11 protein-coding genes are annotated in these 14,507 nt (G+C 39.5%); 6 read left to right on the top strand and 5 right to left on the bottom strand.

The window, feature by feature from the left end; genetic code table 11:
* The first annotated feature begins 139 nt into the window (after positions 1-139).
* The gene (locus J8L97_RS07190; RefSeq protein ID WP_211048426.1) at positions 140-1,549 is read left to right on the top strand and encodes a DUF1566 domain-containing protein; all 1,410 of its coding nucleotides are present in this window, start codon (positions 140-142) and stop codon (positions 1,547-1,549) included.
* Positions 1,550-1,563: 14 nt separating this feature from the next.
* The gene (locus J8L97_RS07185; RefSeq protein ID WP_211048425.1) at positions 1,564-2,184 is read left to right on the top strand and encodes a hypothetical protein; all 621 of its coding nucleotides are present in this window, start codon (positions 1,564-1,566) and stop codon (positions 2,182-2,184) included.
* Between the two features lie 58 nt (positions 2,185-2,242).
* Here J8L97_RS07185 and J8L97_RS07180 read toward each other — a convergent pair whose 3' ends face one another.
* The 3 genes from J8L97_RS07180 to J8L97_RS07170 form a co-directional block, all read right to left on the bottom strand.
* Entirely contained in the window at positions 2,243-2,935 is a 693-nt protein-coding gene (locus J8L97_RS07180; protein WP_211048423.1) for an SDR family oxidoreductase, read from the bottom strand.
* Between the two features lie 222 nt (positions 2,936-3,157).
* Positions 3,158-3,649, bottom strand: a complete 492-nt coding sequence (locus tag J8L97_RS07175) for a GNAT family N-acetyltransferase (RefSeq protein WP_211048421.1) — start codon at positions 3,647-3,649, stop codon at positions 3,158-3,160.
* 59 nt (positions 3,650-3,708) lie between these two features.
* Positions 3,709-5,205, bottom strand: a complete 1,497-nt coding sequence (locus J8L97_RS07170; protein ID WP_211048418.1) for a DUF3612 domain-containing protein — start codon at positions 5,203-5,205, stop codon at positions 3,709-3,711.
* 164 nt (positions 5,206-5,369) lie between these two features.
* Between J8L97_RS07170 and J8L97_RS07165 the strand changes: the two genes are divergently transcribed.
* The 4 genes from J8L97_RS07165 (at position 5,370) to J8L97_RS07150 (ending at position 11,278) form a co-directional block, all read left to right on the top strand.
* Positions 5,370-5,873 carry a malate synthase gene (locus tag J8L97_RS07165; protein ID WP_211048416.1) on the top strand — a complete coding sequence of 168 codons (504 nt, stop codon included), beginning with the start codon at positions 5,370-5,372 and terminating at the stop codon, positions 5,871-5,873.
* A gap of 204 nt (positions 5,874-6,077) precedes the next feature.
* On the top strand, positions 6,078-6,953 hold the full coding sequence (gene kynA, locus J8L97_RS07160; protein WP_211048414.1) for a tryptophan 2,3-dioxygenase: 876 nt from the start codon (positions 6,078-6,080) through the stop codon (positions 6,951-6,953).
* A 22-nt stretch (positions 6,954-6,975) separates the two neighbouring features.
* Positions 6,976-8,163: an aminotransferase class V-fold PLP-dependent enzyme gene (locus tag J8L97_RS07155; RefSeq protein ID WP_211048412.1), complete on the top strand. Its 1,188-nt coding sequence runs from the start codon at positions 6,976-6,978 to the stop codon at positions 8,161-8,163.
* Positions 8,164-8,680: 517 nt separating this feature from the next.
* Positions 8,681-11,278: an ExeM/NucH family extracellular endonuclease gene (locus J8L97_RS07150; RefSeq protein WP_211048409.1), complete on the top strand. Its 2,598-nt coding sequence runs from the start codon at positions 8,681-8,683 to the stop codon at positions 11,276-11,278.
* A gap of 162 nt (positions 11,279-11,440) precedes the next feature.
* On the opposite strand, the gene J8L97_RS07145 is transcribed toward J8L97_RS07150, so the two are convergent.
* Together J8L97_RS07145 and J8L97_RS07140 are read right to left on the bottom strand one after the other, a co-directional pair.
* Positions 11,441-13,396: a fibrinogen-like YCDxxxxGGGW domain-containing protein gene (locus tag J8L97_RS07145; RefSeq protein ID WP_211048407.1), complete on the bottom strand. Its 1,956-nt coding sequence runs from the start codon at positions 13,394-13,396 to the stop codon at positions 11,441-11,443.
* A 75-nt stretch (positions 13,397-13,471) separates the two neighbouring features.
* Positions 13,472-14,254, bottom strand: coding sequence for a PhzF family phenazine biosynthesis protein (locus J8L97_RS07140; protein ID WP_210995168.1), 783 nt, complete (start codon positions 14,252-14,254; stop codon positions 13,472-13,474).
* Between the last annotated feature and the right edge of the window lie 253 nt (positions 14,255-14,507).

Here is a 14,507-nt window from a genome sequence, read left to right as displayed (position 1 = left end):
ATCTGAATAATGTGTGAATACTTCCGCTTTTTTGATGAAAATAAAATCATCATCTAAAATAGATGTTGCTACCACCTTTCATCTCTTGCAGTTATATAAATAATAGAGCTTTTACAAATTTAGCGAAATTAGGATAGCTATGAGCGAAAATAGAATGAGTTATTTTTGGTTAAATAGAATGATAGAATTTATTTTGTTAATTCTTTTTTTTGCATTAATAGGTTGTAATTATAAACCCGACGATTCGGATAATAGCCTTCCTAATATCGATATACCAGAACCCCCTCAAACTATTGAGCTTCCAGATTTACCTTTGTGCAATGGTTCATGCAGTTGTGACGAAATAGTGCTAAAAGGAAATGACACAGGGATTCAATATAGCGCAGGATATACCTCTGAAAACTTAGCTTCTTGCAACATACAAGACCCGTTTTTACAAGATTGCCAAATAGGCCGAGATTTCCTAGCCGATGCGACTGGATTAATTAAAGTCGGGTTTGGTGCTGCCAGTTTTGATTATTCTAAAATAGCAAACGATGGTCAGGTTTTACCTAATGATTTTGCTACATGGCAATGTGTTCGAGATAACCTAACCAACTTAACATGGGAAGTTAAAACACAACCTACGAGTGGCCTTTTTAACGCATCAGACCAAACCTATAGCTATGCAGATCCTAAACACCCAGAGTACTCGACCTATGATCAAGGAGAATGTAATAACCCTGGTAACTGTGATACTCAAAAATATATTGCTTACATCAACAACCAAAACCTTTGTGGGTACAATGATTGGCGACTGCCCTCAAAAATAGAATTACAAGACCTTGTAGATTATAGCGCCGTACAACCTGCTATTGATGTATCCGCTTTTCCAAATACCAAAGTTGGTAATTATTGGACAAGCACTCTCGATACCGATGATACAAATAGTATCTGGTCAATCAACTTTAACTTTGGCACAGTTGCCGGAGGGATTAGTTCAAATAAACAAATGATACGGCTTGTTAGAGGTAAACGCTTCGAAAACAAATTGCCAGAAGCAACAGTACGTGAGTTAGACCCCTCATTAAGAAATCAAGTTGCCCCTAAACAACGCTGTAACTCAATAGTATCACCTACAGCACCAATCGCTCGATTTAAACGAGATGTAACTGGAGAGATATTTGATACATTTACAGGGCTTATTTGGCAAGCCTGTGTTGCTGGACAAAGTGGTGAAAATTGCGCAGAAGGAGAAGCTTCACTCCTAACTTGGCAGGAAGCACTCGCATATGCAAATCAAAATAAAGAACAAACAAACAACAAAACCCCCTGGCGATTACCTAATATTAAGGAGCTACAAAGAACCATAGAAAACCAATGTGAAGAACCTGCGCTTAACCCCTTTGCATTTGCAAATGTACCAATGACACAGGTTTGGAGCGCAACGCCACATAGTAAAGAGACTGAAAAAACCTTCCATTATCAATATCAAAATAGCATTATTTTTTATGGTGATAGGACCGAAAAGCATGCCGTACATTTAGTACGAGATTGCCAATTCAATTAAAGGAGCTTTAATCTATGAAATACTTTTCAATTACCATATTCATATTATTACTCGCGCATAGTGTAAAAACTCAAGCCAACGATTTAGACTTTTATAAGTATCATATCGGGTTAAAAACCAGTTACCTGAGCGTAAATAATAAAACGAATAACCCTGAACAAAACTTATTGTTAGAAGACTTTGGCGTTAGTTTAGGCGCTTTTTATAGTGGCCAATACGAGTCCTTCGGGCTATTTTCAGCAGGAATTGATTTCATTTACATAGAAGATAAACTCCCCTTTTCAGAGTCTGTAAGAAATGAATTCACTGGCGAGTTGTCTGAAAAAGAGTCTAGTATTTTTGGAAAAGCTATCTACGTAGAAGCAGGTGTATTTACCAGTTTTCTTTATCAAAATGCGCTGCAGTTCGGTGTATTGGGAGGGTATCAGTATACCGATTTGACCCGAACAATATTACGCTGCGAGCAATGTACAGAACAAGACTTGTATCAATTTGAAAACTCAACTTATGTAAAACCATTTATAAAATATAAATTTACTGCTCGCTTAAGCGTTCAATTCGCATATAGCCACTACTTCAATGATATGGGGTTTGATGACGCAATCAGTTTACAAATTACACTGGTTAGATTTTAATTAGTGCATTCAACCTCGCAGCGACTCAAAGGTTAATAAACTAAAGCCGCAAAGATACTTACCAAGGTATCTCGTCACCAGTATAGCTATAAAAACCACCGCTTTGGGCATCTTGCAAATTATCTATAATATACTTGAGCCCTTGCGCTGATTCATCAGCCTCAATCAAAGCGTTAGGGCCACCCATAGAGGTTTTTACCCAGCCAGGGTGCAATGACACCGTTTTGATCCCTTCCGGTAAAAGATCATTCGATAAACTTTTTATCGCTGAATTGAGTGCAGCTTTAGAGCTACGATATATATAACCCCCACCCTTTGTATTTTCAGTATGACTGCCTACTTTTGAAGAAATAGCTGCAATGACTTTTAACTCACTGCTTTTAATATGTGCCACAAATGCTTCTGCTAGTTTAATCGGTGCAATCACGTTTGTTTCAAAAACATCTTGCCACGCCTGTGTGTCACAATGGCCAAAGCCATAATTCTGAGGGCCGTAAATTCCGGCATTATTTAACAAAACGTCAATTGGTTGGCCTTGTAGTTGCAAAGCCACCTGAGTTACTTGTACGTAATTGGTTATATCTAAAGTAAAAATAGTTAACGAACGGTAGCGAAGCGTAAGCGATTGAAGCGCTTCAGCACTTTTAGGATCTCTACATGTCGCAAGCACTTGCCATCCTGCACGTAAATACAACGTGGTTAAAGCAAATCCGATACCACGGTTTGCTCCTGTGATAAGAACCGTTTTCATGTAAAACACCTCGCTTTAAAATAAGGAATCGTAAGTTTGTACCTAAAGGTACTATTACTAAAGTCAGTAAAAATAGCAATGTAAAAACCCTAAAACAGAGCGTTTTATATTGAATCATGAATCACAATTTTTATAGCTAAAAGAAAATGATAAAAATCATTTTGCGTGACAAAAAGTTAGATATTTAAGTATTTAAATTAAAATATTTGATTTTTAATACAATTATGTTTGTGCCAAAATTGGTTTATCCGCCACATACAACTGCATAAACATAGATTCCGGATCTGGTTTATATGCTCCGTAACTATCCCGCTCGTAAAAACCAAAGTAACGATACAATGCGATTGCTTCATATTGTTTAACCCCAGTCTCAAGCATAATTTTATTTAAACCCCGCTCTGTTACCAGCGAAATCAAGTGTGATAGTATTCTTTTTGAGAGACCCAAACCTCTAAACTGAGGCTTGACATAAATTCGCTTAAACTCCCCATATTTAGCATTCTCTTCCTGCTTGAAAATAACAGCACCACATGCGGCTAACTCCCCTTCAATATAAATTCCACACAACTCACTATTACTCTGGTCAACTTCATCGACGGACAACAATATGTTGAGTTCGCTTGGGTACAATGAGTGCATCAATTTATCTATTTCTGAAAAAATCTCACTCACCCCATCACAGCTTGAAGTTAACCGTACTATTGAGCCTTTCATTTAATGTCCTTTATAACTAAAACCAAAACAAGGTACTATATAAGGTACATCCATTCAAGCTAAGCCTGATAACAGCTTGGCTCCCTAGGACACGTATTACCGCGAGTACAAATAACTCTTACTTCATTTTCAATTCCACGCTCTATCCAATTTATGTTTAAGATTCTAGCAACACTCACAAGTTGTGTTTTTAATACGTGAGGCACAACACTTGATCCCCCATGTTTAATACATAATTGCTGCAATTGACGTATTATCTCGGGGGCATCAAAGCCTTGCGCTGCAATTGCAGGAGTGAGATCAATACCAGCACATAAAATATGTGGACTTCCAGCTAAATCATGTACCTGTATAGACTCGCAACAATATAATCTCGGCTCGCCTGCCACCATTAACACAGACAATTGCGCGCTACTCACCCCTGAGTCATCAGTAAATTTACGAAACACCGCCCAATGTTGGCAAGGGTCTTCGACAACACGCATGTTACCCCATGGTAATGGGATCCCATTACCTCGGTACACCGCTTTTAGTTTGCCTGGTTGATAAGCATCAAAATAATGCCAATGAGGATAAGACGACACCACCGTCATTCTGCGCATTACGACAGATGCTGAGATATTAAGCTGTTCATGCACTTTAATCTCATATCCACAGCTATCGAGTAATTGACGAAATGGGGCCTTAGGGCACAACAAAGCCCCTGCAAAAAAGCTAGATTCAAAATCTCGCCATGCATTCAGTGTATCTTGTGCATTGGGTGTACTCAGCTCAGTCTGTACTTCAACATCACTGCCACCTATTTTTAATACACAGTGTAAGCCTTCCAAGTTATGTAACACGGCATGACCAATATGAACAGCCAGATCATACTTTAAACGGCTCTCTCGCTGATGCAATAGTGTATTTAGATTTACAGTATTTGGTGGTGTGAAATAGGATGTTACCAATACGTCATCTACCGTCCTCTCTTGATTTAATAAATTTTTTGGTGCGTTATCAAACCACTTGATATTTAAACCTTTTTCCTTGGCAATGGTGAGTAAATCGTTGGCATTTAAATAGAGGTTTTTCTTTCCCACTTCTTCGGCAGCACGCTCTAAATCAGGGAAATGATTTTGATGGTGCTCTTGATGTGCACGTATCAATAAATGAGCAAATTGACGGCCACTTATCCCCGTTTGCGACAGCATCTCAGGGATAGCAATTTGTAGTATCTCATTAGAGAATAAAAAATTAGGCTCTAACGCCATACCTTCAATTCCACCGTGATTCCCCTTAATCGGCGCGATTGTGTTGGGTTCAGGATCATTGTCTAAAAACCAATCAATGGGCTTTTGAAACACCTCCGCTAAATTGTCTAACATGTCCATACTCGGGGTTCGCTTTCCTCTTTCAATCATTGATAAATATGAAACCGAGGGTGCTGAACCTGCATCAATTCTAATACAGCGTGCCGATAAATCTTCAAGCGTTAAATTATTTCGTTTTCGCAAATTACGAATTTTTGTTCCCGTAAAATGAGATTTTCGCATCAAACTTTGGTTATTTTTCATTGTTTTTATTTGACCTCAGTGACATTGCATAGACATTAACCTTAGCATTATTTGTAAAATTCACACTGTAAAATTCTTTTTGTCAAATTATAAAAAATATTCTTCTACACTGAATTTGTCCACTCTCACAATATTTATCTGACTCGAAGAATGAGGAACATACCATGACAGCACTTACCCGTTCACCCATCGACAATTCTGTACAAGGTTGTCAAAAACTAGAACTAGCAAAACGATTTTTAGATGAACATTGCCCATTAGATTACGGCTCACATATGCAAACCACGCATTACGTTGTTTACTACAATCATCTAATGGCTTTCTTCGCAGATGGGACTCATTGTGGGCTAAAACAGCCCTGTCAATTTGTTGCTTTATGTGGACATAAAGATGATCCAACCGCTATTTTACTGAAAAAAGAAGATGGATTACACGTTGAACTCACATTTAACCGCTGTGGAAATACTGGTAAAAGTGATGTCGCGCATATCGATGATATTCAATTCGAAACAGCATTAAGTGCGTTAGATAATCAACATGTTCAGCCACAGTTAAAACGTCTTTGGGTGAGCTTTTTAACCGGTGTTCAACATGCGTTATGTAACACTTCCAGTGTTAAACAGTATACGGCCAAAGACGGAAGTGACTACCAACTTACTGCATACTAACTTAAAAAGTAGGCCATACTCATTCTAACAGTATGGCCTATTACCGGTTTTATGTTCATATTTCGCCATGTCAAAATGACAAATATGGATAGCTCATCTTTTCTCAAATCACGTGTATTTTGTTGAAATGGTCATTGCTTGTTATTCTGCACTAGAAAAAACTAAAATAACCAATTAGTAGCACCAAATAAAACAGGAAAAGCAATGAGTTGTCCGTACAGCAATAAGCCCACTGACCATGAAGGTCAAACCAACTATCGAGCAATTGAAGACAACATTCATACTGACTTTAAAGATGACATGTCATACGGTGATTATTTAAATTTAGAAAAAGTACTGAATGCTCAGCACCCTCTTTCTAACCAACACGATGAAATGCTATTTATCGTCATCCATCAGGCCAGTGAGTTATGGATTAAACTCGCAGGACATGAGCTCAATGAAGCGGTAGAAAATATCAAAAGTGGCGATTTTGGACATGCCTTTAAAGTAATCGCACGAGTAAAACAAATACTTAGCCAGCTCACTCAGTCTTGGGGAATTCTATCGACGTTAACCCCTGTAGATTACTTAAAATTTCGCGATACACTCGGTCACTCTTCGGGGTTTCAATCTTATGGTTACCGCAAGATCGAATTTTTGTTAGGCAATAAAAACGCTGAGCTACTAAAAGTACACGAAAGTAACCCTCAAGTGCATCAAGAACTGCAATACATTCTCAATCAACCAAGTTTATACGATGAAGCATTGCTTGCACTCAAATCCCACGGGTTACCAATCGATAAGGCGGTACTAGAAAGAGACTTTAGCCTGCCGTATCAAGCAAACAAAAGTGTTTTAAACGCTTGGTTAACGGTTTACCAAAACGCGGAGCAGTACTTTCACTTATATGAGCTTGCCGAGAAATTAGTGGATATTGAAGATAGCTTCCAGCAGTGGCGTTTTAAGCATATGTATACAGTTCAACGTATTATTGGCAATAAAATAGGCACAGGAGGCTCATCAGGGGTAAGCTTTTTAAAAAAAGCACTAGATATCAGTTTTTTTCCTGAGCTCTTTGAGTTACGTACTCACCTATAACTGCTTTTATTGGAGTAAAATAATGACAACAGAACTCGCCAAATTACTGCAGCCGCACTACAGTGATTTTAAAGTTGACAAACGAATCCTCTTATCAGGTCATTCTCATCAAGCGTGGCCAAACGTTGCCAAGCAAGGGATCTTAGAGTGTTACCAACACGCTGCTGAGCACATAGACGATAAATGGCAGTTGGCTTTTAAAAAAGCAGCTCAAGTGAAAGCGTTTTATGCATCTTTACTCGATGATCCCACTGCCCAAATTACATTAGGCGCATCCACTCATGAGCTATTACTCAGGTTCCTATCTGATCTATCATGCTTTAAAAAACCACGAAAACGCCCTATCAAAATTGTTACCACTGATGGTGAATTCCATTCTATGCGACGACAACTGAATCGCCTAAAAGACCTCAATATAAAGATAGTGAATGTACCTGTTCAACCGAGTGAAACATTGGCTGAACGACTTATTGAGGAAATTGATCAACACACTGACGCGGTCATGCTTTCCGCTGTATTTTATGGTACCAGCGAGATATTCAATGACATAGGCCATGTTGCACGTTACGCCCATACGCTCACGGTTCCTTGTTTAGTCGATGCATATCATGCGCTCAATGTCATACCATTTAGCCTAAAAGAGTGGGACTTAGAGCATGCATTTATTGTCTCTGGCGGATATAAATACTGCCAAGCCGGTGAAGGAAACTGCATGTTGCGCATACCACCAAGCCATCAAGGAAGCCCTATCATTACTGGGTGGTTTGCAGAGTTTAGCCTGCTAGAGCAATCACCGGGTGAGGTACGATATGGGGTGGGTAGTAGCGCATTTGATGGTTCAACATACGATCCAACGAGTCACTACCGCGCCGCTGCCGTATTTGATTTTTTTGCCCAGCAGCAACTAACCCCTTCAAAATTAAGGGCTGTTAGTCAACAACAAATTTTGTATTTAGCCAACGGCATTCAATCACAGCCAAAGCTGAATGCACACTTTGAATTTTCGTCTCACTCACTAACTCACAATGCCGGTTTTTTAGCCCTGAAAACCCCAGTAGCGGCTCAATGGGTCAGTGCATTAGCTACTCAAGGCGTGCAATGCGATAGTCGTGGAGATCAGTTGAGATTAGGCCCTGCGCCATATATAACCACTCAACAATTGGAACAAGCCATTGAAACAATAGACAAAGTGAGTAAAACCATCTCCTGAAATTAATCCATAAATTAGCCGTATCTATCGGTGACTATTTTTCTCTTAGAAGCGTATTAGAGCATCAGTCTACCCGGTTAATATAACCGATACGAAAACAAAAAAGGGATTATCTCAGCTAAAATCACAGCTCAATTGTAAAGGTTTATTTGCTAACGAATATAATCACGACTTAAATGTCGTGATGCTCACTTTCGACAGTCAAGCTTCACTATTGTGTACTTACTATCAATGTAAAGTTATTCACTTACCAGCACATACTTAAAATAGACAAATTTACTCAAAATTAAGAGCCCGCTATTTCACTCTAATCCAGACATACCAACCTTATCCGGCAGCTACTATACCAACATAGCCTAACCAAATGTTTCTAATTCTATGCTAAAAAACAAGACGCCCAACCAAAAACACAACAAAATAAAAACATTTGACACATTTTAGAAACAAAATTAAAGTAGAATATCTACGCTAAATTTTCTATTCAAAATAATAAATCTAACACGGGAACAATAAGAAAATGTTAAAAAAAGCGATTTTAGCATCACTCATTTCAGCAGTATGCGTACCAGCACATGCACAACTCATTATCTCTGAATATATAGAAGGCAGTAGTAATAATAAGGCTATTGAGCTTTATAATACTGGCACAGATACTATTAACTTAGACGGTTATGCACTCTCTTATTACTTCAATGGTAAAACGACCGCAGGCAGAACCATCAACCTTGAAGGCTCTATAGCAGCAAATACCACCTTTGTTATTGCACACGCTAGCGCAACGGCCGAACTTGCGAATAAAGCACAACTACTCTCAGGTGGCAGTTGGTACAATGGTGATGATGCCGTAATACTGAGTAATGCAGGTAATACAATCGATAGCTTAGGCCAAAAAGGGGTTGATCCTGGTAGTAGCTGGTCTGATTCAGGTGTGAGCACTAAAGATCGCACTTTAATACGCATTAGCAGTATTTCACAAGGTGATAGTGACGATAGCGACGCGTTTATTCCTTCTGAACAATGGACAGCATTGGCAAAAGATGACTTTTCTAATATTGGCAAACATAACAATGAACAACCACCAGAACCGCCGACGCTCACTTGTAACGAAAACAATGTACTCATAAGTACAATTCAAGGTAACACCGATGAGAGCCCATTATTAGGAGAATATGTTGAGATACAGGGTGTTGTTACAACAGCACTGCAAGGGGACGACCAACTCAAAGGTTTTTTCATACAAGAAGAAACCACTCAGTATGATAATGATCCTCTCACTTCAGAAGGAATATTTGTAGCCTATACTGGCTCCACTGTGACTGCTGGAGATGTAATCAAACTTTCAGGGAAAGTGCACGAAGAATACGGACAAACTCAAATTAATTCTGTCAATGGTATTGCCAATTGTGGCACAGCACCGGTATCTTCAACGGATATCACCATGCCAGTACTTCCAAGCCTAGAAGCATACGAAGGTATGTTGGTTAATGTGACCAATGAACTCATTGTAAATGATACATATGGTTTAAAACGTTATGGTGAAGTGAAGCTCGCCAGTGAGCGACTGTATCAAGCAACTCAACTCGCCCTACCCGGTGAGCCAGCTAATGCATTAGAAGTACAAAATAAGCAAAAAGAGCTGACCCTCGATGATGGTATTTCAACTCAAAACCCAGAAGTGATCCCCTATCCAACTCCAGAGCTTGATGCTTACAATACTATGAGGCTAGGAGATAAAGTCAACAATATTCAAGGCGTATTAGGCTTTGGGTACGGGCAGTATCGTATTCACCCAGTACAGCAACCGAACTTTATACAACAGAATCTCCGTACTGAAGCTCCTCATGTAGCCGAGCGGGGAGATTTGCGTATTGCCAGTTTTAACGTCTTAAATTACTTTAACGGTGACGGCCAAGGTGGCGGATTTCCAACGCCCAGAGGGGCCGACACTCAAGAAGAATTTGACCGTCAAAAAGCCAAAATAATCACTGCTATGCTTGATCTAGATGCCGATATCATCGGTATTTTAGAAATGGAGAACGATGGTTTTGATGAACTCAGTGCACTGGCCGATTTAACCTCTTCATTAAATGCACAAGATAGCACCAATCAATATGCTTATGTCAATTTGAACACCGCACAAGTCGGTGGCGATGCCATTATGTCGGCACTCATATACCGAAGTAATAAAGTCAAAGAAATAGGTAATCCGTCATTTACTGAAGCCGAACCATTTGATTACGGGAACCGTCCACCTGTCATGCAAACTTTTGAGTCGCTGGCCAGTCAAGAAGCGTTCAATGTGGTTATTACACATTTAAGATCCAAAGGGAGCTGTAGCCGTGCTGAAGGGTTAGATCAAGACCAAAATGATGGGCAAGGTTGCTGGAACCTTACTCGTATCAATGCAGTAAAAGCACTCTCAGCGTGGGTTTCAACTGAACCAACGGGCATATCTGATCCTGATACATTGATCTTAGGTGATATTAATGCCTATGCCCAAGAAGATCCTATTCGTACCTTCACTGAGCAAGGATATACCAATATCAAACAACAGTTAAATGGCAATACAGCTGACTATTCATATGTATATAAAGGACGTATTGGAAGCCTTGACCATGCCTTTGCCAGTACAGAGCTTATGAATAAAGTCATAGCCGTATCTGATTGGCATATTAATGCAGATGAACCAGCTGCACTTGACTATAACACTGAGTATAAATCTGATAAGCACAAGGCAAGTTTGTATTCAGAGCATGCTTATCGCTCTTCAGATCACGATCCCATTGTGATTGAGCTTGATACGACGCCTGCCCAAGATATCATTGAAGGAGAATTTACAGATATCAATGGCTGGTTATGGTGGCAACGTTTTTCTATTGAACTTCCTGAAGGGTATAATACTTTAGAAGTGAATATTGAGGGACAAGGTGAAGCCGACTTGTATGTTCGACATAATAAAAAGCCTTATTTTCTCAGCTTTGATTGTCGTCCATATCTTTGGGGCAGCAATGAACAATGTACCTTAACCAATGCCCAAAGCGGTACGTGGCACTTTGGTATTCGCGGCATATTCCCCTATCAAAATGTCACACTAAAATATAAAGCAACGAAATAATATCAGTTGTATTAGGGGCTGTGTTAAATAATCGCTATAAGATATCCACACTGCAATAAAAAAAGCTGGGTTACTTAAACCCAGCTTCTACTGTTATCTGATAAAAGGTGACACCCTACAGCACTAAAACCTCATCAACTTTAACACCAGTCATCTACTCACTTATTTTACATAAATACGCAGCTGGTCTTGCTCTGCACCACTGTATCGCGTGTCTAAATAAGGCCAAATATCAAATTTAGTGCTGTGCTGGTATAACGATGCACCAACAGTAAGGTAAGCATCGGCTCTAGAGGTATGTTTAGTACTCAATGAAATGTAAGAATAGTCAAGCCCTGTACTGCTGCAACCACTTACTTCATCATGCCATAAATATGCAGTATCGTAAGGCACCACGGGATAACTTAAACTAGAAACATCACTAATTTTTACGCACAAGCTACGCTGCAGTTTTTTCTTATTAATGAAAGCAACCTTGTTATTCTCATCAATGGTCATAATACCTACTTGCATTGACGTCAAAATACTCTGCCATTTATCATCTGTAAACACACCTAACTCAGTCGGTTCCACTAAGTGTTTGGTCACGAGAGTGTCTTGTGCATCCTTATGATTGGCGACCAGTGTCCAGCCTCCATCAAGGTTAGTCATATCACAATAAGCATTAAATCCATTATCTTTATGTAAGCCTGAGGGTTCTACATAATATATACCATCTGACGCATTAGGTGTTTGTGCATAGATTGATGCACAAGTAATGGCATTTGGATCTAGCGGTGTTGGCTCACTTAAATCAATGTGACCTTGCACAAATTTACCATAATATTCCAACTCACCAATCACGATAGCATTATGACCATAATTAGATTTAACAACCAACCTAACGTATCGGCCAAACGCGGGTTCATCCAAAGTAACGACACTTTGATTGACATTTTGTAAGGTAAAGCTTTCGTGATCCTCAAACGTTATATTGTCATTTGAAACTTGAAGTGTTACTTCCTGAGGCGCCATACCTCCTTTTCGTGCACCTTCATAAACAAATAATTTGAAGCCAGAAATGTAAGCAACTTGCGTAAAAGCAACTTGCAACCATTGAGGAGTATTCTTTTGATAACCAAGCCAAGCACCATTGCTTACTTTTCCTAAAGAATCAACATTCACCTTAGTGGCACTGTCATAGCCATCAAATGCACTGGCAGGTACATATCCCGGGTAGAACGTACTTGCACTATAGTGGCTGTCATTGAGTCCATTCGTCTTGTTCAGTGCTATATTTTTATTTGTACCTGTTTCTTCCGCAGGGATAAACGTAAGCCCAGGGTACAAGTTTTCATTTCTAAAACTAAAAGTATCTCCACCGTATGCCGTGTTGCTGGTCGCAAATATCTTACCTTCAAAATCTAAAATACTGACCGATTCATTCACATGTGTCACTTCGCTGTCAGCGGTACGCTCTTCGTGAATAAATAATCGACTGTCGTTAATCCTTGTGCCACTGTGATTTAACAACTCAGTTTTTACAATCAGTGACTCTCCATTAGGCATAGTTACATTACTTGATGGTGAATAAACGGCTAAGTAATTAACAGATTCCGCAGTAAAGTTAGTACTAACATTCTCTGCATAATCTAATGTAATTTTATAACTCTGCCTGGTTAAATCTGACGTCCTGACATTAAATGCATGGGCTGAGTTATTGCTCGTGGCACTCAAAAATAGCTTTGGAACTTGAGGGAACTCTTCTTGAAACACCAGTAGCTTATTCTTATTTGTTAAATTCAGCGTCCCCGCTTCCAGTATTGTGCCATCACCTAATGTATAGCGCCCTTGGCCTATAACTAAATAAGGTACTGTCTCTGTATCATGATGTTCATTTGCCGTACTCCATTCTCTAAACTTTACAGAGAAATTATGACTGGATGTTTTCTGAACACTTATGACTCCCGCTTCTTTGTCTCTATAAGAAGGCGCCCCCATAATAAGGATTGGCTCACTAATTTCGTTAATCGCAAGCTGATATGCTTGATCTGTTACTTCAATCGTGCCTACTGAGTATTCCATACCAGTACAAGTGCCAGCAAACATAGCACCAAGTAACATACATTTCTTTAACATATTTATCCTTATTAACATTCGTCTTATTGTGTACTAAAACTCTAAAAGCACTCAAACATAGCGTTTACATTGACATCAAACGCTAATTTCACCTTGCAAATAATCGATGGCTTGACCTGACAGTACCACTTTTTCTCCTTTCACATTGCACTCAACAACACCTGTTCTTGCAGAAAGCTGCTTACCAACAAGCTCTGTCTTGTTGAAGAATTCAGCCCAAAAAGGTGCTAATTCACAGTGTGCGGAGCCTGTTACAGGATCTTCGTTTACACGTAGTTTAGGAAAAAAGCAGCGACTCACAAAATCCACATGGTCTCCTTTAGCTGTGACGACAACACCTCGTTTGTCAAGCTGCTGCCATGCGCTAAAATCTGGGTTCAACGCGTTCACCGCTGCTTCATTCTCGAGTACAACCACATAGTCAAACCCAGATCTTACTTGGCAAGGTGTCATATTACCTAGCCCTTTTAACAAAACGTCAGGTGCATCAATTGGGTGGACCATAGTCGCAGGGAACTCCATTGAATACCCACCCGTTGCCTTGCTAACGTGAAGTGGACCACTGCGCGTTAAAAAGCAAATCTGCTCACGGTCATATCCCAAATGTGTAAACAATACATGTGCAGTGGCCAATGTAGCATGACCACACAGATCAACTTCTTCCATGGGTGTAAACCAGCGCAACTGATAACTATCCCCTTGGGCAACGAAAAAAGCCGTTTCAGATAGGTTATTTTCTTCCGCTATTTTTTGTAATAGCACATCATCTAGCCAATCTGTCAACGGTATAACAGCGGCAGGGTTACCTTCAAAAGCTTGAGTCGCAAATGCATCAACTTGATAAAGTGATAGTTTCATATTTAGTCCTTAGCATTTAATACCTAATTGGTTTTATTAAAAGAAAAGTGAGTCGGCGGCCCAACTATGTATTAATTACCCTTATTTGATGCAGTAAACCAGCATGTTAGCTGCATATTTAAGGTATAACGAAACACACTGCTTTAGTGCACGTTTTATCAACAAAGAAGCCATCTGTATTGAGTGTTTCCTTCTGTAATTAACTTCATCATCAATCGATGACTAGGATAATAAAAGCAATGTGACTGCTCAT

Origin of the sequence: Pseudoalteromonas sp. MMG012 (assembly GCF_018100875.1) — a bacterium.
In the GTDB taxonomy this organism is placed as follows: domain Bacteria; phylum Pseudomonadota; class Gammaproteobacteria; order Enterobacterales; family Alteromonadaceae; genus Pseudoalteromonas; species Pseudoalteromonas aurantia.
The sequence above is the reverse complement of the archived record's forward strand: the minus strand, read 5'-3'. Positions and strand labels throughout refer to the sequence as shown.

Excerpts from the sequence above, each read along its gene's own strand:
- J8L97_RS07180 (WP_211048423.1), bottom strand. The coding sequence starts at position 2,935 with ATGAAAACGGTTCTTATCACAGGAGCAAACCGTGGTATCGGATTTGCT.
- kynA (WP_211048414.1), top strand. The coding sequence starts at position 6,078 with ATGAGTTGTCCGTACAGCAATAAGCCCACTGACCATGAAGGTCAAACC.
- J8L97_RS07155 (WP_211048412.1), top strand. The coding sequence starts at position 6,976 with ATGACAACAGAACTCGCCAAATTACTGCAGCCGCACTACAGTGATTTT.
- J8L97_RS07150 (WP_211048409.1), top strand. The coding sequence starts at position 8,681 with ATGTTAAAAAAAGCGATTTTAGCATCACTCATTTCAGCAGTATGCGTA.
- J8L97_RS07175 (WP_211048421.1), bottom strand. The coding sequence starts at position 3,649 with ATGAAAGGCTCAATAGTACGGTTAACTTCAAGCTGTGATGGGGTGAGT.
- J8L97_RS07145 (WP_211048407.1), bottom strand. The coding sequence starts at position 13,396 with ATGTTAAAGAAATGTATGTTACTTGGTGCTATGTTTGCTGGCACTTGT.
- J8L97_RS07190 (WP_211048426.1), top strand. The coding sequence starts at position 140 with ATGAGCGAAAATAGAATGAGTTATTTTTGGTTAAATAGAATGATAGAA.
- J8L97_RS07170 (WP_211048418.1), bottom strand. The coding sequence starts at position 5,205 with ATGAAAAATAACCAAAGTTTGATGCGAAAATCTCATTTTACGGGAACA.
- J8L97_RS07140 (WP_210995168.1), bottom strand. The coding sequence starts at position 14,254 with ATGAAACTATCACTTTATCAAGTTGATGCATTTGCGACTCAAGCTTTT.
- J8L97_RS07185 (WP_211048425.1), top strand. The coding sequence starts at position 1,564 with ATGAAATACTTTTCAATTACCATATTCATATTATTACTCGCGCATAGT.
- J8L97_RS07165 (WP_211048416.1), top strand. The coding sequence starts at position 5,370 with ATGACAGCACTTACCCGTTCACCCATCGACAATTCTGTACAAGGTTGT.